Raw genomic sequence first — 23,996 nt, forward strand, 5'->3', positions numbered from 1 at the left:
ATGGACAAGGCGATCCTTGATAGATTTATTGATGTTTATCAAACACTCAATAAAGACAATTTACAGCTACTGGATGAAATCTATCATCCAGATATTCACTTTGCAGATCCCTTGCATGCGGTAAATGGTCTTGGCGAGCTACGTGAGTATTTCAAAAACCTCTATGCTAACGTTATATCTTGCGAATTTGTTATTGAAGACAGCTATGTTACTGAAAATACTCAGAGCAACGATGATACCGCCTTTATCTACTGGACCATGCAATACCGTCATCCCAAGCTCAATAAAGGGCAAGCAATCTCGGTTGCAGGTCATAGCCGTTTAAAGTTTGCTGGTGATAAAATAATTAATCATCGCGATTATTTTGACGTAGGCGCTATGCTTTACAGGCATATCCCTGTACTTGGCTCGGCTGTTAAATTTATTGATAAAAGGGCGAGTGCATAATGACAACATTAATTACAGGCGCAACTTCAGGTATTGGCGAGTCATTAGCAAAGCTATACGCAGACAATAATGAGCATGTGATTGCATGCGGCAGGAACACAGAAAAGCTTGCTAAATTGAGCCAACATCAAAACATTGAGTCTTGCCAATTTGATGCAACAGACCTTCAGGATATACGTTCGAGCACAGTCGCCTATACACAATTCGATCGTGTCATTTTAAATGCAGGCAATTGTGAATATATTGATGATGCTCGTAATTTTGATAGCAGTTTATTCGAACGTGTGATCACCACTAATCTACTCAGTATGGGCTATTGCCTTGAGGCATTACTGCCAAAGATAAAATCCGGTGGTCAGCTGGTGATTGTAAGCTCTAGTGTGACTTACTTACCGCTACCGCGCAGCCAGGCTTATGGCGCGTCTAAAGCCGGTGTAAGTTATTTAGCTAATAGCTTAGCGGTTGATTTAAAAGATGTTGATGTGACTTTAGTTCACCCTGGTTTTGTTAAAACGCCGCTGACTGATAAAAACGACTTTCCAATGCTAATGGCGGTGAGTGCTGAAAAAGCGGCAAATTATATTTATAAAGGGGTCGCGAAAAGGCGCAAAGAAGTGCACTTTCCGCACCGTTTTACCTTCATTTTGAAATTTTTAAGAATGCTTCCTACGCCACTTTGGCTGAAGCTAGCAAAAGGATTATCACGTTGAAAAAAGTGGCTGTTATTGGATCTGGCATAGCGGGTTTAAGCTGTGCGCACCTATTGCATAAGCACTACGATGTAACCGTATTTGAGAAAAACGACTACATAGGTGGCCATACTGCAACCATTGACGTAAAGGTTGATGGCGTTGAATACGCTGTAGACACAGGTTTTATTGTATTTAACGACCGCACTTACCCATATTTTGAAAAATTACTTAAGCGTTTGGGTGTCGAGCGTCAGAAAACTCAAATGAGCTTTAGTGTGCATAACGAGCAAACGGGCTTTGAATATAACGGTCATACTTTTTGGAGCTTGTTCGCTCAAAAGCGTAATATCTTTCGTCCTAAGTTTTGGAAACTCTTAAAAGACATAGTGCGCTTCAATGAAGTGTGTAAATCATTGCATGCACAACAAAACTACAAGGCCAATCAAACATTAGGCGAGTTTTTGGATGAGCATGACTTTAACGAGTTCTTTCGCTTCCATTATATTTTGCCGATGGGCGCTGCTATTTGGTCAACCAGTATTAAAGAAATGGCACAAGTTGGCGTAGAGTTTTTTGTTAAGTTTTTTTATAACCACGGTTTGCTGGATATCACTAATCGTCCGCAGTGGTATGTTATTCCGGGTGGCTCTCGCGAATACATTAAACCCATGATCCAAGGCTTCGCTGATAAAATTCGTTTAAATAGCAATATCAGCTCGGTATCTCGAAAAGATGACAGTGTTCACGTTCATTTTGATGATGGTCATAGTGAAATATTCGACAAAGTGGTGTTTGCTTGCCATTCTGATCAGGCTTTAAAGTTATTACTTGACCCAAGTGAAGACGAAAAGAATGTACTTTCAGCCATTCCTTATACTGCTAATTCAGTGGTTTTACATACTGATACAGCGTTGTTGCCAAAACGCAAGGCAGCTTGGGCTAGCTGGAACTATTTGTTGAATAACAACACAGACAAAGCGGCTGTTGTGACTTATCAAATGAATATTCTGCAAGGTATTCAAAGCGACACGCAATTTTGTGTAACCCTTAACCACCTTGACGGTATCAATAAAGATAAAATTTTACGCGAGTTTACCTACCACCATCCGGTATTTAATAAAGAATCGATTGCCGCACAGCAGCAAAAGTCATTAATCGACGGCAAAAATAATAGCTATTTCTGTGGCGCTTATTGGTATAACGGCTTTCATGAAGATGGTGTAAGAAGTGCGGTCAACGTGGCAAAGCAGCTTGGGGTTGAATTTGAATAGCGCCATTTATGTCGGTGACGTAAGACACCGACGTTTTGCAGTTAAAAAACATCATTTCAAATACCCACTTTACATGATGTGGGTCGATTTAGCTCAGCCTGAAGAACTTAATAACATTCACCCATGGCTGGGCTGTTCAGGCTTTAAACCTCTAAAGTTTAAACAAAGCGATTATTTTAATTTTCAGACAAACATGCAGCTATCAGTACAGCAACGTGCGCTCGCCAAGATAGCTGAATTAGGTGTAAAGCAAACCTTTACTAAAGTGTATATGCTTGGGCAACTTCGTTGTATGGGAATATATTTCAGTCCTGTTAACTTTTTTTTCTACCAAAGTAATGATGGTAATTTCACGCATATGCTTGCTGAAGTAAGTAATACTCCGTGGAATGAACGTCATTATTATGTCGTGCCGCTCGAAAAAAAAGTGAACTTTAAAAAGGTTTTTTCCGTATCACCTTTCATGAACTTAGATATGAACTATTATTGGCATATCAGAATGAATCCTGATAACACCATGATTCATATTGAAAATAAAAAAGACGACACACTCTTGTTTGACGCAACGCTACGTTTACAAAAGCATCCACTCAATAAAGAGAGGATGAGTGCGGTGCTCAAGCAGTTTCCAGCAATGACGTTGAGTATATTCAAAGGTATTTATATTCACGCGCTGAAACTATTTTGTAAACGTGTGCCATTTATTGGTCATTCGGGCAAACAAGAGAATTAAACTAGGTGATGTGATGGAAAAAGTATCAAATTTGACTGAGACTCAAGCAACAGGTTGGGTGGCAAAACTATACAAAAAATTAGTAATAGGTGCATTTAATAGCATCAAAATTGGTCGCATTACTTTAATTGAAGGAAATGACCGTACACAATTTGGTGATACAACCAGTGATATACACGCCACTGTTACAGTTAACGATGCAGCTATGTATAAATTGTTTGCATTGTCAGGAAGCGTGGGCGCTGGTGAAGCCTACATTCTAGGTTTCTGGGATTGTGATAACCTTACTAAATTAATTGAAATATTTGCCTTAAACCAAGACGAGCTTGATGCTTTTGAGAAAAAATTCGCTTTTTTTAGTGGTATAGCTCATCGCTTAAACCATTTTAGAAATCGAAATTCAGCTCAAGGTTCTAAGAAAAATATCGCAGCGCATTATGACTTAGGTAACGACCTTTATAGTGCATTTTTAAGTGATGAAATGTTGTATTCATGTGCCGTGTACCCTTCAAAACAAGCCACTCTTGAACAAGCCCAAGATCACAAACTGGCATTAATTTGTGAGCAAGTTGATCTACAGCCAGGTGACTCAGTAATTGAGATTGGCACAGGGTGGGGCGCCTTTGCGATTTACGCGGCAACGCATTTTGACTGCCATGTAACGACTACAACTATTTCAGATGAGCAATATGCCTATGTTGAAGAAAAAGTTAAAGAGCTAAATCTTGAGCATAAAATCACCTTATTAAAGCAGGATTATCGTCTCTTAGAGGGCAAATACGACAAGCTCGTGTCTATTGAAATGATTGAAGCTGTTGGGCATGAATATTTACCAGGCTTTTTTGCCAAATGTCACTCTTTGTTGAAAGACAGCGGCGCAATGCTGATCCAAGCCATTACCATTGCTGATCAACGTTATAGTCATTACCTGAAAAACTCTGACTTCATTCAGCAGTATATCTTCCCGGGTGGTTGTCTCCCTTGCTTAGACGAAATGAATAAGCAAATTAAACAGCAAACTGACATGGTGGTACATAGTGTAAAAGATATTGGTGTTCACTATGCAAGAACATTGGCTGATTGGCGAGAGCGCTTTGTTGCCAGCTGGCCTGAAATTGATAAAGTTAAGTTTGATCAGCGCTTTTATCGTTTATGGTTGTTTTACCTAGCCTATTGTGAAGGTGCATTTAGAACTCGTGCAATAAGCACTGTGCACCTCGTAGCCCGTAAACCGCGATTTGGACACTCTGACGATGGCATTGCGCTCGATTATTAATTTTGTGTTGTTTCAAGGAGTATGGTTTAGTGCCTTACTCCTTGAGCGCGATGCGGTAATCCCTGCCTCTTTTATTATTTGTTTAATGCTTTTTTTATCAGAGCAACGCAAGCAAGACATACTGCTTTTAGCATGTGGTCTACCAATTGCGCTGGGCTATGAATGGCTTGCAAGTGGTTTTGAGCTAATTAATTATAAAGTATCTCCATTGCCTCTATGGCTCGCTTTTCTTTGGGCTGCACTATTACTTACCATTAATACGTCTATGCAGTTTTTGCAAAAGCTTCCTTGGTATTTCGCTTGGTTGGTTTGTTTAGCCTTTGCTCCGGCTAGCTATTATGCAGGTATACGATTTGGTGTATTAAGCACGGATCTGACTGTTGTAAGTTTTTGGCTGTATTACGGTTTAGGCTGGGCAACGATGTTTGTATGCATTATTACCTTTAATAAGCGTTTTTTAGCCGCTAAATGATCAGTTAGTGATGGTTTTACGTAACATTGCATAACTAGTTTTTTAGGATAAGACGATGAAACAGTGTATGACTATAGCGGCATTTATGTGCTCATTGTTTATGGCAGATGTTGCTGCAAATGGTTTTAAAACCGTTGGCCAAGCTAAAATGGAGTATTTATTTTGGGATGTTTATAACGCCAAACTTGAGACTCCCAACGGCACTTACACATTCGGTCAACACCCTAGTAAATTAACACTTACCTATTTGCGTGATTTTAAAGCCAAAGACATTGTTAAAGCCACTAACGAGCAATGGCAGCATTTAGGCTTAGATGAAATGGTAGGGGCTTACGACAAACAGCTGTTGGACTTATGGCCCGATATTTCTAAAAACGATTCATTAACGTTTCAAACAAATGAGCAGGCAATAGGGACCTTTTACTTTAATGGCAAGGCACTTGGACAGATAAATGATGACAAGTTTGCCGATAACTTTTTAGCAATCTGGCTAAGCGCAGAGACTTCTGAGCCATCACTACGCAAACAGCTTATTGGAGGGAAACATGATTAAACTCAAAGCAATCCTTATTTTAGCTATGGTAATGTTAATTACCAGCTGCTCTGCGCCCGATGTTGATTATTATCGAGGTACAGAACCTGAATTTAACTTTAAGCAGTTTTTTAGTGGTGAGCTAAAAGCCTATGGGGTAGTACAGGACCATAAAGGCGAATTAACTCGTAAGCTGGTAGTCGACATGCAAGCAAGCTGGGATGGCAACAAAGGCGTGATTGACGAGCAATTTGTTTATGATGACGGTGAAACGCAAACACGTGTTTGGTACATCACCATTAATGATGATGGCAGTATAACAGGTACGGCATCAGATGTTATTGGCGAAGCAAAAGGTGAAAGTAATGGCAGTGTGTTCCATTGGACATATTCTGTCGAGCTTCCATATGATGATAGTACTTTAGTGGTAAATTTCGATGATTGGATGTACTTGGTAACACAATCACGCTTGATAAACCGCACTGCTATTGATAAGTTTGGCATCGAGGTCGGGGAAGTAACCTTAGTTATCGAGAAAATCGAGTAATCGTTTAATTACCAGAAAACTTCGCGATGTTGATTAAATTAAGTCTTTATTAATATTAACGTCGCTAACCTCGTTTTTGATAGTTAAATAGTAGTCATTTTTGAACAAATTACGTAAAAATAGCAATTTGCTGTTGCTAACTTCTCAAAAATGCATAAAGATAGGTTTTGCGAAGGCAAAATAATAACGAATAGGAATCTAACAATGAATAAAGCTCAATTAGTTGAAAAAATTGCTACTGATGCAGAAATCTCAAAAGCGGCAGCAACGCGTGCACTAGATGCATTCACTGGCGCAGTTACTAATTCTCTTAAAGAAGGTAACTCAGTAGCATTAGTTGGTTTCGGTACTTTCTCAGTAAAAGAGCGTGCAGCGCGTACTGGCCGTAACCCACAAACTGGTGCAGAAATTCAAATCGCAGCAGCAACTATCCCAAGCTTTAAAGCGGGTAAAGGTCTTAAAGACCAAGTTAATCCATAATTGGGTAACTAGGTTTATATTGAAAAAAGGGCTTATAGCCCTTTTTTTGTATTTGTTATATTTGAATCGAAGTGGCGAAAAAGGCTTATGCCTTTAACGCTTTATCACCACGACCAATACCAACCGCGCCAGAGCGAACTACTTCAATCAAATCACTTTCATGACGTAATGTATCAAGGAAGGATTCAACCTTCTCTGTGCTCGCTACAAGCTGCAGAGTATAGCTGTGACGGCCCATATCTAAGATAGCCCCTTGGAATACATCAACAACTCGTGTAACAGCAGCACGTGTATTCTCATCTTGTGCGAATACTTTAACTAATAACAGTTCACGCTCAATATGTGCCATCTCAGTTAGATCGATAATTTTTAGTACATCGACTAGCTTATTAACTTGTTTGGTGATTTGCTCAACAATACGATCATCACCCATGGTGGTAATGGTAATTCGTGATAATGAATGATCGTCAGTTGTACCAACAGTCAAACTGTCGATGTTATAAGCGCGTTGTGAAAATAAGCCAACAATGCGCGATAGTGAACCAGGTTCGTTTTCTAATAAGATTGATAAAATACGGCGCATTATGCTTTTACTCCTTTACGTAACCACATATCATCTACAGCCCCTAGCTTAATTTGCATTGGGTAAACATGTTCTTTTTCATCAACACAGATATCTAAAAATACCAGTCTGTCGTTTATCGACATGGCTTTTTCAATAGCAGGCTGTAGTTCATCAATATGATCAACGCGAATACCTACATGGCCATAGCTTTCTACTAATTTTACGAAATCAGGAAGTGATTCCATGTAAGAAGATGAGTGACGTCCTGAATACATCATATCCTGCCATTGACGTACCATGCCCAGTGAGCGGTTATTCAACGACACAACCTTTACTGCTAAATTGTATTGTAAGCATGTTGATAGCTCTTGAATGTTCATTTGGATTGAACCATCACCAGTTACACAGATTGACTCTTTGTCAGGAAAAGCAAGCTTAACGCCCATTGCCGCTGGTAGACCAAAACCCATGGTGCCTAAACCACCAGAATTAATCCATTGGCGAGGATGTTTAAATGGATAATATTGAGCTGCAAACATTTGATGCTGGCCTACGTCAGAGCTGATGTAAGCATCGCCATTGGTTGCTTTGTAAATTGCCTCGATAACTGCTTGTGGTTTGATTTTATCGCCATCTGTGCTGTAGCTAAGGCATTTTTGCTCACGCCAGCTGATGATTTGTCGCCACCAATCTTCTTGCGCAGAACGGTCTATCGATATTGAGCTCTTATCAATAGCCGCTTGTAATTGTTCGAGTACGGTCTTTAAGCAGCCAACAACCGGGATATGCGCTTTAATTGTTTTAGAGATTGAAGTTGGATCGACATCAACATGTACTATGGTTGCATTTGGGCAGAATTTTTTAACGTTATTCGTAACCCGATCATCAAATCGTGCACCTAGCGCTAAGATCACATCCGCGTTCGCCATGGCTTTATTTGCCTCAAGGCTACCATGCATTCCTAACATGCCAATAAAGTTAGGGTGAGTGCCGCTGATACCGCCTAGGCCCATTAAGGTGTTAGTGATTGGTGCGTTTAATGATTCAACCAAGTGCGTTAGTTGCTCAGAGGTATTTGATAAAATAATACCGCCACCAGAATAGATCACTAATTTCTTCGCTTCTAAAATTGCTGTGACAGCTTTACGAATTTGTTTTGAATGACCTTTGGTATTTGGATTATAAGTACGTAGTTCAGTTGTTTTTGGAAACTCAAAAGGAAACTTAAGCTCAGGGTTTAACATATCCTTTGGTAATTCAACCACAACTGGGCCTGGGCGTCCGGTGCTCGCTAAGTAAAATGCTTTAGCTAAAATAGTAGGGATATCTTTAGCGCTGCGACAGTTGTAACTGTGTTTAACGATTGGACGAGAACAACCAACAATATCTGTTTCTTGGAAAGCATCGTCACCAATTAAACCTGTAGGCACTTGCCCAGAAAGCACCACCATAGGAATAGAATCCATATAAGCGGTTGCAATACCCGTAATACAGTTTGTTGCACCCGGACCTGAGGTGGCAAGAACAACACCAACGTCACCTGTTGCTCTGGCATAGCCATCGGCCATATGTGTTGCGGCTTGCTCATGTCGAACTAAAATATGCTCAATATCTTCTTGCTGAAATAATGCGTCGTATAAATCAAGTACAGAACCACCAGGGTAACCAAAAATATACTTTACATTCAATTCTTTAAGTGCCCGAACAACTAGTTCGGATCCATTGTATTCTGTTGTACTCATCCTCATTCCTCTGTGTGTGCAAGCATAAATGCATAAAAAAACCCCCGCATAGGGCGGGGGTTTTTTAAAAAGCGTGCTTTCACCTTTTAATAGACTCCCGCTGGGCTTGTTACTAAGACCAGTACGAGTACATTGACGACTAAAAGGTGACGGCTAATATTCATTGTTTATTAATTTCTTCTAAAAATCACAGCCGACTAGAAGGCTGTTGTTTAAAAAATGTTAGATGTATTTTTAAGTGTTTTAGAAACTGATGTCAACCGCAAAAGTGTTATTTTGCATTAATTTTTCTATATTTTCATTTTTGTATGTTTTTATTGCAAATTAAAGTGTGGTTTTATGTTTTTGCAGGTGTAACTATGCATTAAATTGATTGTGTGATGAATGTTGAGCTTTGCATATAGATAATGCGTACTTATCACTGATACGCATAACTTAGCCTAGTAAAATCCACTTTTTAAACTCTTTTAATAAGACACCCACTTTAACTTTTACTTACAGCCAATACGCGACTTAACTAAACAAGACACACAGTTTTATTTTTCAATCGTAATTAACAATCTATATGGTCTTTAACTAAAAGAGCGTGTGGATATTAAGGTATGAATAATATTTGCCCACTAAAATGCAAATTAACACTAAAAATGATGGATTTGGTTTATTCTTGGACAATTTGCTAAGCATTAGTTGTAAAGAGTGCTTACCTCAGGTTTGCAACGAGGTTGTGCTCATTAATTATATTCTGGAGGTTTAATTTATAATTAAGCAAATAAAGCTAAGCTGTTAGTAATTGAGCTTCTTCGCTTTCGTTTCATGTTATTTGCATAAGCCGTGATAGCTTGCTCTTTACCTGCAGTATTTTTAAATGAGCGTGTAAAGGAAGTGGTAAGTGTAAGCCAATTATCAGAGCAGATATTTAATCTTTCTAATATAGGTGCTGCATCTAGGGGGATTACACCAGGTTTACCTTCTCTTATAGAATGGCCAGTCCAATCAATAAGTTGTAAATAGGTTTTAAGTTCAAATGGGAGTCCTTTAGGCATATGTTTGCGTAGTTTACCTGCAAAGCGCATAAGTGTTTTCGGTTGCTTTGCTTTTTGAGCTGACTCAATACGTGATTTTATACTGGTGTAGTCTGATTGCTCTGGTAAATTAGCTGCTTTTGCTCTCACAGGGTTCAAGTCAACATAAGCAAGGCAAGCTGCAAGTGCTGCGTCATCAAGCAAGGCTTGCGATTTAAAGCGACCTTCCCAAAAGCGCCCTTTGCAATCATCTTCTTGATTCGCTTTTCGCGCGATGCTCTCATTTAGAACACGCATAAACCAACTAATACTACTTAGCCTTTCTCGATATAAATTAACTCTGTCATTAACCGCCGAGAGCTCTGCTTGTGTTAGTAATTCGCCATTTAAGAAGCGTTGGCATAGGAATGTACTGTTGAATAACTTGTGCCACCTAATCAAAATAGCTTTATTACTTAAACGCTTCGCTTTTGCTATATCAATGTGCAGAACCAGATGTGTGTGATTACTCATTACTGCGTAGGCGCAAATATCAATACAAAATATCCGACCAAGTTGAAGTAGTTTCTTTTCAACCCAATCCCGCCTATGTTCATATGAGCGGCCTGTTAGTGGATCATGCCCACACAAAAAAGCGCGACGAACGCAGCGTGAAATACAGTGATAATAGGGTGTGTTTGAAACGCTAATTAAGTTTCTGCGAGGGGTTGCCATGTTCTTCTCCTCCATGAGTGAACTATGTAAGTTTAGTCATAATTTTGAGAAGTGAGAACTATTAAGTTGGGTGTCTAGTTTTATGTGTGTTATGGATGTCTAATTAATGTGGATGTCCAATTAATTGAGGGTATAAAAAAGCCAGTCTTAGACTGGCTTTGGGTAGGGAGTGTTTAAGGGTTAGGTTGTCTTAAGCCCTAAACAATTATTCGCTTATAGACGCTCAATTACAGCTTGAGTGAAGTCTGTAGTGCCGTGGCTGCCGCCAAGGTCACGCGTTGTGCGGTCACCTGTTTTGATAACATCTGCAACTGCACTGCGGATGCGCTCTGCAGTGTCAGCCATACCTAAGTGCTCTAGCATTTGGATTGATGCTAAGATCACTGAAGTTGGGTTTGCAAGGTTTTTACCTGCGATGTCTGGTGCGCTACCGTGTACAGCTTCGAAGATAGCTGCATCTTCACCAATGTTTGCGCCAGGAGCCATACCAAGACCACCAACTAGACCAGCACATAGGTCAGATAAGATATCACCGAATAAGTTTGTAGTAACGATTACATCAAACTCATCAGGAGTCATAACTAGTTTCATACATGTTGCATCAACAATCATTTCTGTTGATTCGATTTGCGGGTAACGCTCAGCTACTTCACGTGCAACTTTTAAGAATAAACCAGATGTTGATTTAAGGATGTTAGCTTTGTGAACAGCCGTTACTTTTTTACGGCCTTCACGTACCGCTAGCTCGTATGCAAAAGTTACGATTTTTTCTGCACCTTCACGGGTGATTTTTGACATTGCTTCTGCTTCGTTACCATCTTCAGATACAACTTGGCCAAGACCTGAGTACATACCTTGTGTGTTTTCACGAACAGTGATGATGTCGATATCGTCGTAACGAGCTTGTGTACCTGCAAATGATTTAACAGGACGAACATTAGCATATAGGCCAAACTTTTTACGTAAAGTCACGTTGATTGAAGTGAAACCTTCACCAACTGGTGTAGTTAATGGGCCTTTTAAAGTGATCTTGTTACGCGCGATTGTGTCGATTGTTTCTTGCGGAAGTAACTCACCAGTTTTTTCTAGGGCAGCAAGGCCAGCATCAACGAATTCATAATCAAAATCGCAACCTGCAGCTTCAAGGATCTCAAGTGCTGAATCAATAATGCTAGGACCAATGCCGTCGCCTTTGATCACTGTGATGGTTTGTTTAGCCATTTACTTTTCCTATTTATGAGTAGATAAACACGTAAACTCGTCGCGAAATAGCATGCGATTTACTTGTTAGAAGGTTTACGTGGATGTGTTTGAAAATTTAAGCGGCTTTTATAGCAATTTATTCAGCTTTTTACCAGTTTATCCTGTGAATACTGACTATAAACAGACTAAAGTTCATATTTATTTAACGTTTTCGCACTTTTTAACAACACATTCTAAAAATTGTCTGCAAACTCGCAATTTTTCAAATATGCATAAAAATTAGCTTTTGAGTCCCAACCAGCAGCCGATAGGCTGTCGAAAATGATTTGCTCTTGCCAGCTGCTAAATAAAGCTTTTGGTTGAAAAACATAATAAGTAAATAATTTAATAGCTATCCAATGTTTCTCATTTATGGTGAGTTGCTGTTTTTTGTGTTGTTCACTAGCCAGTAAATGTTGAGTCCAGACGTTGTCACCAATTAGCTGATTTAAATATTCAGTTAATGGGGCTTGATCTAGGTGATTAACACCAAATAGGCAGGCCAATGGTGGGCTAATAACATGCTCTTCGGCTTGTTCAAATATAGTTTTTCGAGACAGGCTCGTAGCTTGATATTCGCAAAGGTATAAAACGTAGGCATATAATGGCAAGCTCACGTGTTCAAATTGCACTGAGTCAGAGTGTTTAAACAATGCTTGAATAATCCGCACCATATTTTCAAGTCGTTTAGAAATATGCTGAAACAGTGGGTGAGTAGTTGTTGCTACTAAGCGTTGAAATAATACTTTCTGAATGATTGCCGGTGCATTGTCGTATCCAACCATCGATAAACAATGACGCAAGTCTTTGGCTCTTTGCTGCTCTTTATTATAGGGCTTAGCGGCAATTGTAAGTTGCGTAATTAATTCAGGGTAGGGACTTAACAGCTTATTTAAACCACGATAGCTGTATTCTTTTGATACTTTTAAGTCACTAATTAATGCTAAGTATTGCTGTCTGCGTTGCTGATTTATAGGTGGTGGTTCTGTAAAATTGATGTTCTCACTAAACCATACGGTGTAGAGCAAACGCGTGTCTTTACATGTTCTTTGTTTGTCTAAAATGCTCAAATTAGCTTTGATGCGATGCCAGCGTACTTTTTCTGGGCGGCTAGCATCGACTAAAATATGCCTACCTTGCTCATCGGTGGTTAAATAGATAAGAATGCGTTCAGCGTAATTTACTTCACTTGCTGGAATGTATGGGCCTATGTGCGCAATGAGCGCCTTTATTGCATTTTGAGCAAACTCATTAGGTGTACGAAGATAAATATCAGCCAATGCTTTATGTATACTAATATGCCCACCAGATTCACGATAAGTGGTATTCATGGCGATAATGTTAGCTAAAGCTACAAGTGTTGTTGCTCCGTCATAAATCATAATTTTTGGCGCACTTAAAAGTGCTTGTTTGTATTTATTTAACCGCGCTAATAAATGCTGAATAGATAATGTATGAGGACCTGAGCTTTGCAGTAATTTTGCAGCAAGCTGGTGACGACTCTGCCAAAGTTTTTTATCTTGTAATGTTAGCTTTTCACAGGCAGCTAACTTATTGCTTTGAGTTTGTACGCACAGGTAATTAGCTAAACAGCAGCTAATAATTTGTTCACTAATTGCTTGGTTGTAATTTAGGCTACGACATAGAATGCAAGCAATAACGCATTGGTTAACAACTAAATTTGTTGTGTAGCCATGATTAGGAACATATAAGCTAAGTTGCGCTTGCATACCTTTTGGGCAGGCTTGGTAGATTAAGTAATATCGCTCAGCAAGGTTGCTTAATAAAGGATAAATTTGCGACCATTTCTGCTTTTGATAATAAAGCTTGAGCAACTGGTGCGTACTATCAAATAAGCGTGCCAACTCACGAGGCGTCACGTTTTCCATCATAAGCGGTTAGGTTTCTTGTTGATAGCTTTCATAGGCACTTGGCCCCCACAATACTAATTGACCATTTTTAAACAGCAAGCCAGTGCACTCATCTATTGTTGTAATACCATCCGATTTTACGTGTTGCGTACGGTAAAAAATGATTTGCCAAACATTGTCTTCGACTCGTTTAGCATAGGTTAGGTCTGGGCTGCCTAAGTAATCAAGTACGGCGTTTAAGTTTTCAGGCTTATCGATAGATAGTTTCGAGATGTAACGTTTATTAAAAGCTTCACGGTCTTGCCAGATCATGGCTTGTGGATCATCTTTATAAAAAGTGATCACAAGAGTGGCGATAAGTGCATAAACACCTAAACCCAGCACCAGATATTGGAAAACCTTTTTAAACATGTGTAACTCTTTAAAATTAACGCGAATTTGCAGTATACGCTGTGATATCCAAGTGCGCTACGAGATTGCGATTAATTGAGCCTTAACTGCTTTAAACTAAAGCCTAAGTGAATATCTGTGCGTAACATCACAAGATTTTTCGAAATAACAAACATATCCATCTCATCGTTCAATTTACGCTTTACTGAAGGGTTTAGTTCATCGTCGTTGATTGCGGCTGCAATTGACTCATACTCATTTACTAATTGCTGCGCAGTTTTGTTACCAATACCTTTCACGCCGGGTATGTCATTGGTTTTATCACCAGCTAAAGCCCAAAAATCAGCGAGTCGATGTTTTGGAACATTAAAGCGCTGTTTAATGTCGTCGGCTTCAAGATACTGTTTTTTGAAGTAATCATAAATAGCAATCTGCTCAGATAAAAATGGTAAAAACCCTTTATCTGTAGAAACGATAGTAGAAGGTACATCATTAGTCGCGGCTTTATGTGCCAGCGTGGCAATTATATCGTCAGCTTCATCATTGTTAGGTGAAAACACCACAATGCCTGTTTGTTCAATGGCTTGTTTAAAAAGCGATAAGTTTTGTTTTAGGGTATCTGGCATCGGTGAGCGAGTGCTTTTGTACGCCTCATAGTAGTGATAACGCCAGCTTTTTTCACCATCAAACACAGCAATCGCGTGAGTAGCATTAGTTTGCTGACGTAACTTTTTACAAGCATGTGCCACGCGGGCACAGCTTGCCTTTATCATATGTTCTTCACTGTGATGACTCTGATTACTATCAACAGCATAGATGCGCCTAATAAGATTTAACGCATCTATTAAAAGTAACTGGGTTGTCACATAGTCTCCTGTTAAGCATTTATCTCATAGCAAGGAATATACTTACTACCGGGTAATTTCATTCGCCCTTGCTCAACAAAAGCAGCAAGTAGTTTATCCATATCAGCCATTAATGCAGGCTCACCACTTAATACAAATCGGCCATGTTGCTTGATGGCTTGCAAGCCTTCGTCTTTAACATTACCAGCCACAATACCTGAAAACGCACGGCGTAAATTAGCGGCTAGTTGCTGAGTCGGCTGATCTAAGTGTAAATCCAAACTCGCCATATTGGCATGAGTCGGTGCAAACGGCTGTTGAAAATCATTATCGATTTTTAGCGTCCAGTTAAAGTAGTATGCATCACCTTGACTCTTGCGGTATTCACGCACTTCAGCCATTTTTGATTTGAGTGTTTTGCCAACTCGCTCTGGGTCATCGATGATCACTTCAAACTTATCAAGTGCCTCTTTACCAAGCGTTTTCTCAACGAATTTACACAGCTCAATAAAGTAATTTTCACTCTCTCTAGGGCCAGTTAAGATCACAGGTAAAGATTGTTTTTCGTTTTCAGGGTGCAGTAAAATACCTAAAAGATATAACAGCTCTTCTGCGGTACCCGCGCCACCTGGGAAAATAATAATGCCATGGGCTGTACGGATAAACGCCTCTAAACGTTTTTCGATATCAGGCAAAATCACTAATTCGTTTACAATTGGGTTAGGTGGCTCAGCGGCAATAATACTTGGTTCAGTTAAACCTAAATAACGATTATTAGTAATACGCTGTTTGGCATGGCCTATCGTCGCGCCTTTCATTGGGCCTTTCATTGCACCTGGGCCACAACCTGTACAAATGTTTAAGCCACGAAGCCCAAGCTCATAGCCAACTTGCTTGGTGTATTTGTATTCGACTTCGTTTATAGAGTGGCCACCCCAGCAAACTATCATGCTCGGATCGCTATTTACTCTTAGCGCACCTGCATTCCTGAGCATGTCAAACACCATATGAGTTATGGCTTTTTGCTCAGTTAAATCTTTTTCGTATTTTTGACAAATAAATAGAATATCGCGAATAACCGAGAAGATATGTTCATGAATACCGGTGATAATTTCGCCATCGACAAAGGCTGATTCGGGTGGGTTTTCAAGCTCAATTTTAATCCCGCGTTCGCGGCTCAATAAGCGAATATCGAAATTTTCGTATTTGTTGTAAATTTCAGAGCTTGAGTCAGTGTGGCTACCCACATTAAGAACCGCGAGCACACAGTTCCTAAATAATTTATAGCGCTCGCTGGTGGATGATTGTTCGAGTAGATCAACTTCTAGTTGCGATAGTAAATCCAGTACACCTGTAGGATTCAGTTGTTTTAACATAAGCACTCTCCTGGCTCGTCAATGAGCCTTTATCATTGTGTGTCAAAGACCTTACTAACAAGATGAGGCCTTTATTTGCTAATGCAAACTTTATTTCGTCCCTCGTTCTTGGCTTTGTATAGTGCTTCGTCTGCACGGTCAAAGGCAATCAGTGGGGTATCACCTTTTTTCAACTGGGTTGCGCCAGCAGAAATGGTGATTTCTACTTGCTTATCTTTGAATTTAAATGGAATACCCTGAATTGTCTTACGCAACTTTTCAAGTGGTGCTGCTGCACTTTCAAGTGACATACCACTCATTAGTAACACAAACTCTTCGCCACCGTAACGGGCAATAAAGTCTGATTTACGTATTGATTTTTGTAGTGCTTTAGCAATGACTTGTAATGTTTTGTCACCGGCACTGTGGCCATATTGGTCATTGATTGATTTAAAATGGTCTACATCAATTACTACAAATGTCACTGCCGACTCTTGTAGATCAAATAATTGAAACTCTTGATTAAACCGTTCATCAAACGCTGCGCGGTTGGGTAATTTTGTTAAATCATCGAGCAAACTTTTAAATCGCTGTTCATTTAAGCGTTGTTTATAAGTTGAAAGTTTAGCTTCTAAATGGCTAATACGGCTATTGATATCGTTAAAGCTAGCGAGCAAGTTTTCTCGCTCCGTTTGCTCTAGTTTTTCTTTGGCAATTAAATCATCACTTAAAGATTTAAGTTCTTCTTCTACTAATTCTTTAAGTGATGTTATTGAGGTAGCCTGTTGAGTTTGCGTATGAAGATTCTTAATTTTTGCTTCAATCTGTTTGTTCAGGGAATCGTATTCTGCGCTAATCGACTCTGAGTGTTTACTGGTTGAAACAATAGAGTGATGTAAATCTTCAATAGTTTGATTTAATGAGATTAAAAAGCTTTGTGCAGATTGACGCTCTTTACTCATATTACGCGTAATGATGGTGATAATACTCAGCGCAGAATCAAGTAAATCGTCAACACTGTCATTATGAGTGATTTTGCTTTTAATTATATTTATTTTCTCTGCACTTTCATCCTCGAGCACAAGCTCATTAGCAAGAGACAGCAGCTCAGACGCTAACTCAGGTTTGATTAATGCCTCGGCTTGACTACTTTTAGCGAGCTTTGCTTGAAGTGCTTGGTGATAAATAGTAACCAGCTTAGACAATAAAGGTATAAAGTCATGATTAGACTGTATATTATTCAATTCGTGGTCAAGCAGATAACGCAATGTTCGACGGGCATTATCAGGTAAACCTTGGACTTTTTGTAATTGTTTACCTGCATCAGTGATACTTTTGTTAAGCTCGCGTTGTTGAGCCATTTGCTTGGTTTCTTGTTGTTTTAGAAGACCAAGTACATCATCTATGAAAGGTGTTAGTAATTCAAAATTAACACCTTTTTTTAGTGCGTTTCTAAATTTGGCTAAACGGTTATCTAGCTCAATGTCTAGCCCTTTACAGCTGAGCGACAGTTTTGCCGCAAACTGTGAAAGCACTTCAACTTGATGTTTGCGTGCATCTTCGACCACTGTGCGTGCGTCGATAGCCTGCTTTAACTTTTTATTAAGAACATCATGCTGTTGCTGCACCTAGTAATACCGCCGTCAAGATTCAAATTTTCTATAGGGTAAGTTTACAACAAATTAATACGAAATGTAGGTTCCAAGTCAAAAACTTAGTTAATTTGTATATCAAACCTGTTGCAATGGCTGTTTATCGGTTTTTAATTCACATTTTTTCTCGCAATTGTTAGGCTTGTCCGCAATTTTAAAAGTAATAAAAAGAGTTGTTATGAAAAAGTTTTTGGCACTGTCAATTTTGGCAGCGTGCTCAAGCAGTGTGTTTGCAGATGTAAACTATTCACTGTCGATTACTGAGCCAGAGCATCATTTAGGTAATGTGAGTGTTGAGTTTCCTGAAACTGCACAAGCACATTTAGATGTTAAACTTCCCGCTTGGCGTACTGGTCGTTATGAAATTTTGAATCTTGCTAATGGCGTACGTTTTTTCGAAGCAAAAGATGATGACGGCAAGCCATTAAAGTGGGAAAAAATTGATCACAGCACGTGGCGTGTTCACCTAAACGAGCCAACTCAAGTCAATGTAGATTACCAAGTTTACGCTAACGAGCTAGGTAAACGCGCTCGTCATATTGATGACAGCCATGCATTTGTTGATGCATCTGGCTTTTTCATGTTTAGTGAATCATTCCGCCAAGACCCGGTAACCGTAAAATTAAACGTACCAAAACAATGGCGCTCAGTATCGGGTATGGAAAATGCGGGCTCTAAACACAGCTTTAAAGCCGCTGATTACGACATTTTAGTTGATTCACCAATCGAAAGTGGTATCAATGAGCTACACAAGTTCACCGTTGATGGCCGTGAATACGAATTAGTTATTTGGGGCGATGGCAACTACGACGTAGATCAAATGCTAACTGACCTTAAAAAGCTAGTGACAACTGGCAATGTAATTTGGGACGGTTACCCATATGAGCGCTATGTATTTATGGTCCATGCTACGTCTGGCGCCGGTGGCGCAACAGAGCATTTAAACTCTACTATTATCCAGCGCCCACGTGACCGTTTTGGTTCTCGTAAAGACTACCTTGCGTTTATCAGCACTGCAGCTCACGAATTTATTCATACTTGGAACGTTAAAGCATACCGTCCAAAAGGTATTGCTCCATACGATTACACCAATATTAACTACGCTAAAACATTATGGATTGCAGAGGGCTCAACCAGCTACTTTGAAGATCACTTAATGGTTCGCTCTGGAATTGAAACAACCGATGAGTTTTTCGGTACGTTAACGAAAACGATTAATCGTCACTTACAAACACCGGGTCGCGAAGTGCAAAGCGCAACCGAAACCAGTTTTGATAAGTGGATCAACCAAGGCGGTGACCACGCTCGCAACTACAGCACCAATATCTATTTAGAAGGTTCATTGATCTCAATGGCGCTTGATATTGATTTACTTGAAAAAAGCGATGGCAAAATCAGTTACCGCGATGTTCACCGTGAACTGTACAACAAGCATCGTTTACCTGATGGTTTTACGCCTGATGATGTTAAAGCGATTTTAAAAGAACTTACAGGTCGTGATTACAGTGCTTGGTGGCAAGCGAATGTGGATGAGCCAGCAGCTATCGACTTTGATTCGCTACTTGAAAAAGTGGGCTTAGGTTTAATTCGCCCTGAAGATGCTAAATCAGTACCTAGTATTGACTCGTTTGCTAAAAACAGCGGTGAGTTATTAACCCTAACTCATGTTCGTCGTGGTGGCGCTGCATGGCAAGCAGGCTTAACTACAGATGATAAAATCGTTGCGTTTAACAAAAAGCATGTTGGTAAAGACTTAACAGCCAGCCTTGAAACGTTTAAAGCAGGCGACACAGTGACTGTTGATTTTATTAGACGTGATGCACTGCAAAGCACAAAGCTAACACTGAGCGAAGACTTTGATAAAGAGAAAAAGGTAAAAGCATTAAAAGATGCAACACCAGCTCAAATGGCACTGTTTAAAGCGTGGATGGGCGTTGACCATCCAAACCTAGCAAAATAGTTAATGATCTTTAATTGGTAAGAGAGGAGCTGCGGCTCCTTTCTTTTTATTCGGCGTTTGTTGCGCCTTGATAAACTGCTTAGTGTATTTTGCATTTAGCAGTGCACTATTAAGTTGCTGCTTTTTACGTCGCCAAAACGACTTTTTAACTTTGTCTGATCTATCACGAATATCGCTTTGTGAATTATCAGGTTGTGATACCGGGTAGGGCAGTAAAGAGTATCCATATACGCCAGTTTCCCAAACGTGCTGTAAATCGCAGTCGACAGGGCGGCCAAATGAAGCAGTGGCTTTTAATAGCGCTTTTGCACCAGCTAAACTAACAGCCGTTGCACAGCAGCCAGACATAAGCTTTTTATGAATGACTAAATGCTGCTCATCAGCGAGGGGTTTTGTAAAGGCAATTTCCCGATTTCGGTCTTTATAAGCGGCCAATTTTATTAGCTGCCAAGGCTGTTTTAATGTATTAATGTTTTCAATTGCACTGTGAATAGAGCGGTCGAGAACAAAGTCATCTTCTAAAATAATGGCGTAATCTAACTGCCTATCGACCATGGTTTGCCATGCTTTTCTGTGACTCAGGTAACAGCCAATTTCACCTTTACTCAATGGTTTATGGTATTTTTTTAGATTTAAATCAGCATTATAATGCTCAGCAATCGCTGTATCGGACAGCTCTCTACCATCAATTGCATCAATACGTTCAAATGTTAAACCTTGCGCGTTGAGTTCATTGCTCACACGGTGTAATCGTTCTGTAGAGCTTGCTAAGTTAATTACAAAAATAGCGGTCATTATTGTTACCTGATGGGTCAGTTTGAATCAGGCTAACAAGCTTTAATGACGCTTGGGTGTCAGAACTATTTCGCTTTTATGTCAGGGCGAGGAGTATTTAAAATCGCTTGCTTTTCTTGTTCGGATAAAATGATCCAATCAAAAATTTCATCATTACTGCGACCACAGCCAGTGCAATAGCCATTGAGGCGATGACATTGACCGATGCAATCTGTTTTAAATTCGCTGGTTGGTTTTTTTGAATGTGCCATAGAGATACGAAGGCTAATGTCTATTAGCCTTCCTAAGTGTATTACTTACCTTCAACAGGCTTACCAATTTCAAGGGTAGTAGACCAAGGCTGTTTACGCGATAGAGTTTTACCCGAATGAATTGAGATAACAGGGGTATTTTCGTCAAGTACAAAGGTTGTGCGTAACGATTCAGCTGACTCTTTTTGTGTTTGATGCCAATTATTTCCTGCTAAACAAGCTTGGGTAAAATTAACCGCACGGGTGTGATCGGCGACAGCTTGCTGCTGTTGCTCATAGTTGCCTACACAGCGGTAGGTAACATTGTCTTTATCAAGCGCCGTGATTTGACAGTTATCGGCAATTAGGTTGTATTTTGCTGTCCATGTTTCCATGTACTTAGTATTTACACGGCTACGTTTTAAGCCTTCAAAGCGGTTGTCGTAAGCACCTAATAGGGCATTGATTTTCTCGCAAGGGGTTAAGTTATCAATGGCTGCTTGTTGTTCAGTTGTCAGTCCTGTACAACCTGTTAATACAAGGCCAGTTAGTAAGGCGGCGAGTGGCTTTTTCATATCAGGCTATCCTTTTAAATAGCAGTTCCTTAAACGTTTCCTAAAGGATACCTAAGCCCTTGTAAAAATGCTAATAAAGATTGGTGATTACAATTTAAAATGCCCTCGCAAAGGAAGGCATTTTAGTTGCGTATATTAATAAAAGCGTAAGCTTACATCTTAGTTTTACCAGCAATGTTGGTTACTTTTACTGAGCCAGAACCATCACTTAGTAACTCAAAGTTTGCCGCAGTATCAACGCGAATGCTTCCCGAACCATCTGAAACGACAACATCACCCGAAATATCATTTAAGTCGATACCACCAGAGCCATCGTGTACTTCAATATTGCCCAGTGCGTTTGCAACATCAATATTGCCAGAGCCATCATGAATTTTAATATCACGGCTAACATTACGAACATCTATGCTGCCTGAACCATCATTGATTTCTAATGTGCCTTCAATGTCATTTGCGGTAATTGAACCAGAACCATCGTTTATAACGGTATTCGCAACTTTGCTAATGATAATTTCACCTGAGCCATCGTGCACATCGACATTAAATGAGCGAGGGATCGCAACGGTTAAATCAATGCGAGTTTGCTTGTTGGTATGATATTCACATTGACCTGCACTTAGCGCTGCACTCTTACCTTTAGCTTCAAGCGTTAAGCAATATTCATCATGTGGCTGCTCTTGATAAATCTCGGCTTTAACGGTCACTTGATCACTGTCACTACCGGTAATGTGTAAAAAACCTGAGCCCGCTTCTACTTTTAAAGCACTTAATGATGCTGCATCTAGCGTTAGGTTTTTAGTTGCTTGTAGAGGCATATCACCCCAAGCAAATGTTTGTGCTGATAATAAGCCTGCGGCAATTAGTGAAAGCGTTTTTACTGTACTTAACATGGTTCTTCCCTTTCATATGTGTGGTGTTATTAGCTTAGTCGCAAGTGCTGATAAAAAAGGTTTAAAGGCTTTAAAAAATTTTTACACAAATAGAAAAAAAGTTGCGTAGACAACAGGAGCTTCGGACTCTAAATTCATTTTGTTTATTAACAATGAACCTATTTTGTTGGGTTATTTGTCGCTCAAGGAGCGAATACTGCCGTAAAAATATACCATTATTTTTTTCTTTTGCTAATTTAAACTCTTTGGTCTTCAAGGAGTAATAATGAAAAAAATAACCTTCCTAAGCGCGTTATTGAGCACCAGCTTTTTTGTTTGTAGCGAAGAAACAGATACAACTTTAAACGCTTATGCCGCTGGGTACGTCGCCAACTTTACCTGTAGTGCCACCTTTAACGCGGGCAAAAGCAAAGATCAAATCGATATTGATGAACTAACCGGTATTTACCCTTTAATTGCAGATACTGTAAAAACATTGAAAGCGAACATTGATAACGAGCATAAACGAGTCATTGTTGATTACGATAAAGATAAGCAACGCATATCGGTGTGGCGTCCTCGTTTAGGTTGTGTTGATTTGCCAGTAGGGGCAAGCCTTAAAGCTACATCACTTGTGCAAGCGCCGTTCAAAGAAAACTTAGCCGACCAAAAGGATGACGGTAAGCCTTGGCTAACGCTAAATGGTGTTAATAAAGCAACGAGTAATAAGGCGCTTGATGAGGTTATTGCTCAGGCTTTTACTAGTCATTATGGTGAAGGCGCACGCACTTCAGCTATTTTAATAGCAAGCCCTCAGGCGGTTTTAGCAGAGCAATATAAAGCAGGCTTTACCCCAGAAACCGCACAGCGTACTTGGTCTGTTGCAAAAAGTATTGGCGCGAGCATCATTGGTGTTGCGGTACAGCAAAAGCGACTTGATGTTACTAAGCCTGCGGGGCTTGAAAGCTGGTCTCACCCGCTTGACCCACGTGGCGAAATTACCCTTGAAAACTTGCTTCACATGGCATCAGGCTTAGACAGTAATAAAGCGGGCAACCGGACAGACCGTGTGTATATGGGCGGCGGTTTAGTGTCTGATACTGCAACGCATACCGCATTAGAAGTAAAGCCAGGTAGCCGCTGGAAATACGCGAATAACGACACCATGTTAGCGCTACGCACCTTACGAGAAACGTTCAACGATGAGGCGAGCTATTTGCGTTATCCGTATGACAATTTACTCGATAAAATCGGAATGCAGCACACATTTTTAGAGTCAGATTGGCAAAGTGACTTTATTTTGTCATCGCAAGTGTGGACTACTTCAAGGGATCTTGCTCGCTTAGGGCTATTACACTTGAACAATGGTCGCTGGCAAGGGGAGCAAATATTACCAAAAGACTGGTTAAGTTATATTAGTGAACCAGCCCCTGCTCAACCCCAAGAAACGGCACCGGGATACGGCGCACAGTGGTGGCTTTATAACGAACGTTTCCCTGAATTACCAAACGATACTATTGCTGCGCGAGGCAACCGTGGTCAATATTTGGTGATTATTCCAAGCGAGCAGCTAGTTATTGTTAGGCGAGGGTATGACCTTGCGGGTCTTAAAGGCTTTAGTGAACATGACTTTACTCGTGATGTTCTAAAAGCTCTGGGTAGATAAAATTGGATTTAAGAAACACTAAAAAGATGCACCTGAAAAGGTGCATCTTAATC

The 23,996-nt window shown here is 40.0% G+C and carries 24 protein-coding genes; 11 read left to right on the forward strand and 13 right to left on the reverse strand.

Annotated elements, in window-relative coordinates; all coding sequences use genetic code 11:
- From ACSFVZ_RS08590 to ACSFVZ_RS08630, 9 genes are all read left to right on the forward strand, one after another.
- A complete protein-coding gene (locus ACSFVZ_RS08590) occupies positions 1 to 447 on the forward strand; it encodes a nuclear transport factor 2 family protein (RefSeq protein WP_235383431.1) in 447 nt (148 codons plus the stop codon).
- On the forward strand, positions 447 to 1,157 hold the full coding sequence (locus tag ACSFVZ_RS08595; protein ID WP_435558609.1) for an SDR family NAD(P)-dependent oxidoreductase: 711 nt from the start codon (positions 447 to 449) through the stop codon (positions 1,155 to 1,157). The genes ACSFVZ_RS08590 and ACSFVZ_RS08595 overlap by 1 nt, the downstream gene beginning before the upstream one ends.
- The gene (locus ACSFVZ_RS08600) at positions 1,154 to 2,410 is read left to right on the forward strand and encodes an NAD(P)/FAD-dependent oxidoreductase (RefSeq protein ID WP_135926380.1); all 1,257 of its coding nucleotides are present in this window, start codon (positions 1,154 to 1,156) and stop codon (positions 2,408 to 2,410) included. The genes ACSFVZ_RS08595 and ACSFVZ_RS08600 overlap by 4 nt, the downstream gene beginning before the upstream one ends.
- Positions 2,403 to 3,143 (forward strand): DUF1365 domain-containing protein, encoded by a 741-nt coding sequence (locus ACSFVZ_RS08605; RefSeq protein ID WP_199527756.1) that lies wholly within the window; start codon positions 2,403 to 2,405, stop codon positions 3,141 to 3,143. Before ACSFVZ_RS08600 ends, ACSFVZ_RS08605 begins: the two co-directional genes overlap by 8 nt.
- A gap of 13 nt (positions 3,144 to 3,156) precedes the next feature.
- Positions 3,157 to 4,419 carry an SAM-dependent methyltransferase gene (locus ACSFVZ_RS08610; RefSeq protein WP_199527755.1) on the forward strand — a complete coding sequence of 421 codons (1,263 nt, stop codon included), beginning with the start codon at positions 3,157 to 3,159 and terminating at the stop codon, positions 4,417 to 4,419.
- Positions 4,397 to 4,891 (forward strand): DUF2878 domain-containing protein, encoded by a 495-nt coding sequence (locus ACSFVZ_RS08615; protein WP_138557711.1) that lies wholly within the window; start codon positions 4,397 to 4,399, stop codon positions 4,889 to 4,891. Before ACSFVZ_RS08610 ends, ACSFVZ_RS08615 begins: the two co-directional genes overlap by 23 nt.
- Before the next feature lie 55 nt (positions 4,892 to 4,946).
- Positions 4,947 to 5,444, forward strand: coding sequence for a chalcone isomerase family protein (locus ACSFVZ_RS08620; RefSeq protein WP_235383434.1), 498 nt, complete (start codon positions 4,947 to 4,949; stop codon positions 5,442 to 5,444).
- Positions 5,437 to 5,970, forward strand: a complete 534-nt coding sequence (locus ACSFVZ_RS08625; protein WP_138557710.1) for a DUF3833 domain-containing protein — start codon at positions 5,437 to 5,439, stop codon at positions 5,968 to 5,970. Before ACSFVZ_RS08620 ends, ACSFVZ_RS08625 begins: the two co-directional genes overlap by 8 nt.
- A 204-nt stretch (positions 5,971 to 6,174) precedes the next feature.
- Positions 6,175 to 6,450, forward strand: coding sequence for an HU family DNA-binding protein (locus ACSFVZ_RS08630; protein WP_036972004.1), 276 nt, complete (start codon positions 6,175 to 6,177; stop codon positions 6,448 to 6,450).
- 85 nt (positions 6,451 to 6,535) lie between these two features.
- Here the strand turns inward: ACSFVZ_RS08630 and ilvN are convergent, their stop codons facing one another.
- The 9 genes from ilvN to ACSFVZ_RS08675 all read right to left on the reverse strand — a co-directional run bounded on the left by ilvN (position 6,536) and on the right by ACSFVZ_RS08675 (position 17,824).
- Entirely contained in the window at positions 6,536 to 7,033 is a 498-nt protein-coding gene (gene ilvN / locus ACSFVZ_RS08635; protein WP_135926385.1) for an acetolactate synthase small subunit, read from the reverse strand.
- Entirely contained in the window at positions 7,033 to 8,757 is a 1,725-nt protein-coding gene (locus tag ACSFVZ_RS08640) for an acetolactate synthase 3 large subunit (RefSeq protein WP_135926386.1), read from the reverse strand. Before ACSFVZ_RS08640 ends, ilvN begins: the two co-directional genes overlap by 1 nt.
- Before the next feature lie 761 nt (positions 8,758 to 9,518).
- A complete protein-coding gene (locus ACSFVZ_RS08645) occupies positions 9,519 to 10,493 on the reverse strand; it encodes a transposase (protein WP_235383435.1) in 975 nt (324 codons plus the stop codon).
- Between the two features lie 213 nt (positions 10,494 to 10,706).
- The gene (locus ACSFVZ_RS08650; protein WP_130052654.1) at positions 10,707 to 11,714 is read right to left on the reverse strand and encodes an isocitrate dehydrogenase; all 1,008 of its coding nucleotides are present in this window, start codon (positions 11,712 to 11,714) and stop codon (positions 10,707 to 10,709) included.
- Between the two features lie 215 nt (positions 11,715 to 11,929).
- Positions 11,930 to 13,627 carry a hypothetical protein gene (locus ACSFVZ_RS08655; protein ID WP_199527753.1) on the reverse strand — a complete coding sequence of 566 codons (1,698 nt, stop codon included), beginning with the start codon at positions 13,625 to 13,627 and terminating at the stop codon, positions 11,930 to 11,932.
- Positions 13,628 to 13,633: 6 nt separating this feature from the next.
- Positions 13,634 to 14,017 (reverse strand): DUF3192 domain-containing protein, encoded by a 384-nt coding sequence (locus tag ACSFVZ_RS08660; RefSeq protein WP_075594547.1) that lies wholly within the window; start codon positions 14,015 to 14,017, stop codon positions 13,634 to 13,636.
- A gap of 71 nt (positions 14,018 to 14,088) precedes the next feature.
- Positions 14,089 to 14,862: a flap endonuclease Xni gene (xni, locus tag ACSFVZ_RS08665; RefSeq protein ID WP_199527752.1), complete on the reverse strand. Its 774-nt coding sequence runs from the start codon at positions 14,860 to 14,862 to the stop codon at positions 14,089 to 14,091.
- Between the two features lie 11 nt (positions 14,863 to 14,873).
- Positions 14,874 to 16,217: a nucleotide 5'-monophosphate nucleosidase PpnN gene (gene ppnN / locus ACSFVZ_RS08670; RefSeq protein WP_435558611.1), complete on the reverse strand. Its 1,344-nt coding sequence runs from the start codon at positions 16,215 to 16,217 to the stop codon at positions 14,874 to 14,876.
- 71 nt (positions 16,218 to 16,288) lie between these two features.
- On the reverse strand, positions 16,289 to 17,824 hold the full coding sequence (locus ACSFVZ_RS08675) for a GGDEF domain-containing protein (protein ID WP_435558612.1): 1,536 nt from the start codon (positions 17,822 to 17,824) through the stop codon (positions 16,289 to 16,291).
- A gap of 202 nt (positions 17,825 to 18,026) precedes the next feature.
- Between ACSFVZ_RS08675 and ACSFVZ_RS08680 the strand changes: the two genes are divergently transcribed.
- Positions 18,027 to 19,808 carry a M61 family metallopeptidase gene (locus ACSFVZ_RS08680; RefSeq protein ID WP_435558613.1) on the forward strand — a complete coding sequence of 594 codons (1,782 nt, stop codon included), beginning with the start codon at positions 18,027 to 18,029 and terminating at the stop codon, positions 19,806 to 19,808.
- On the opposite strand, the gene ACSFVZ_RS08685 is transcribed toward ACSFVZ_RS08680, so the two are convergent.
- The 4 genes from ACSFVZ_RS08685 to ACSFVZ_RS08700 all read right to left on the reverse strand — a co-directional run bounded on the left by ACSFVZ_RS08685 (position 19,809) and on the right by ACSFVZ_RS08700 (position 22,298).
- The gene (locus tag ACSFVZ_RS08685) at positions 19,809 to 20,603 is read right to left on the reverse strand and encodes a glycosyltransferase family 25 protein (protein WP_435558614.1); all 795 of its coding nucleotides are present in this window, start codon (positions 20,601 to 20,603) and stop codon (positions 19,809 to 19,811) included.
- A gap of 65 nt (positions 20,604 to 20,668) precedes the next feature.
- The gene (locus ACSFVZ_RS08690) at positions 20,669 to 20,854 is read right to left on the reverse strand and encodes a DUF1289 domain-containing protein (RefSeq protein WP_435558616.1); all 186 of its coding nucleotides are present in this window, start codon (positions 20,852 to 20,854) and stop codon (positions 20,669 to 20,671) included.
- 41 nt (positions 20,855 to 20,895) lie between these two features.
- Complete coding sequence (locus tag ACSFVZ_RS08695; RefSeq protein ID WP_138557700.1) at positions 20,896 to 21,408, reverse strand: hypothetical protein; 513 nt, start codon at positions 21,406 to 21,408, stop codon at positions 20,896 to 20,898.
- 152 nt (positions 21,409 to 21,560) lie between these two features.
- Positions 21,561 to 22,298 carry a DUF4097 family beta strand repeat-containing protein gene (locus ACSFVZ_RS08700; RefSeq protein WP_435558617.1) on the reverse strand — a complete coding sequence of 246 codons (738 nt, stop codon included), beginning with the start codon at positions 22,296 to 22,298 and terminating at the stop codon, positions 21,561 to 21,563.
- A gap of 265 nt (positions 22,299 to 22,563) precedes the next feature.
- Between ACSFVZ_RS08700 and ACSFVZ_RS08705 the strand changes: the two genes are divergently transcribed.
- A complete protein-coding gene (locus ACSFVZ_RS08705; protein ID WP_435558618.1) occupies positions 22,564 to 23,943 on the forward strand; it encodes a serine hydrolase domain-containing protein in 1,380 nt (459 codons plus the stop codon).
- Positions 23,944 to 23,996: the final 53 nt, after the last annotated feature.

The organism is Pseudoalteromonas nanhaiensis, assembly GCF_051235485.1.
Classification (GTDB): domain Bacteria; phylum Pseudomonadota; class Gammaproteobacteria; order Enterobacterales; family Alteromonadaceae; genus Pseudoalteromonas; species Pseudoalteromonas lipolytica_C.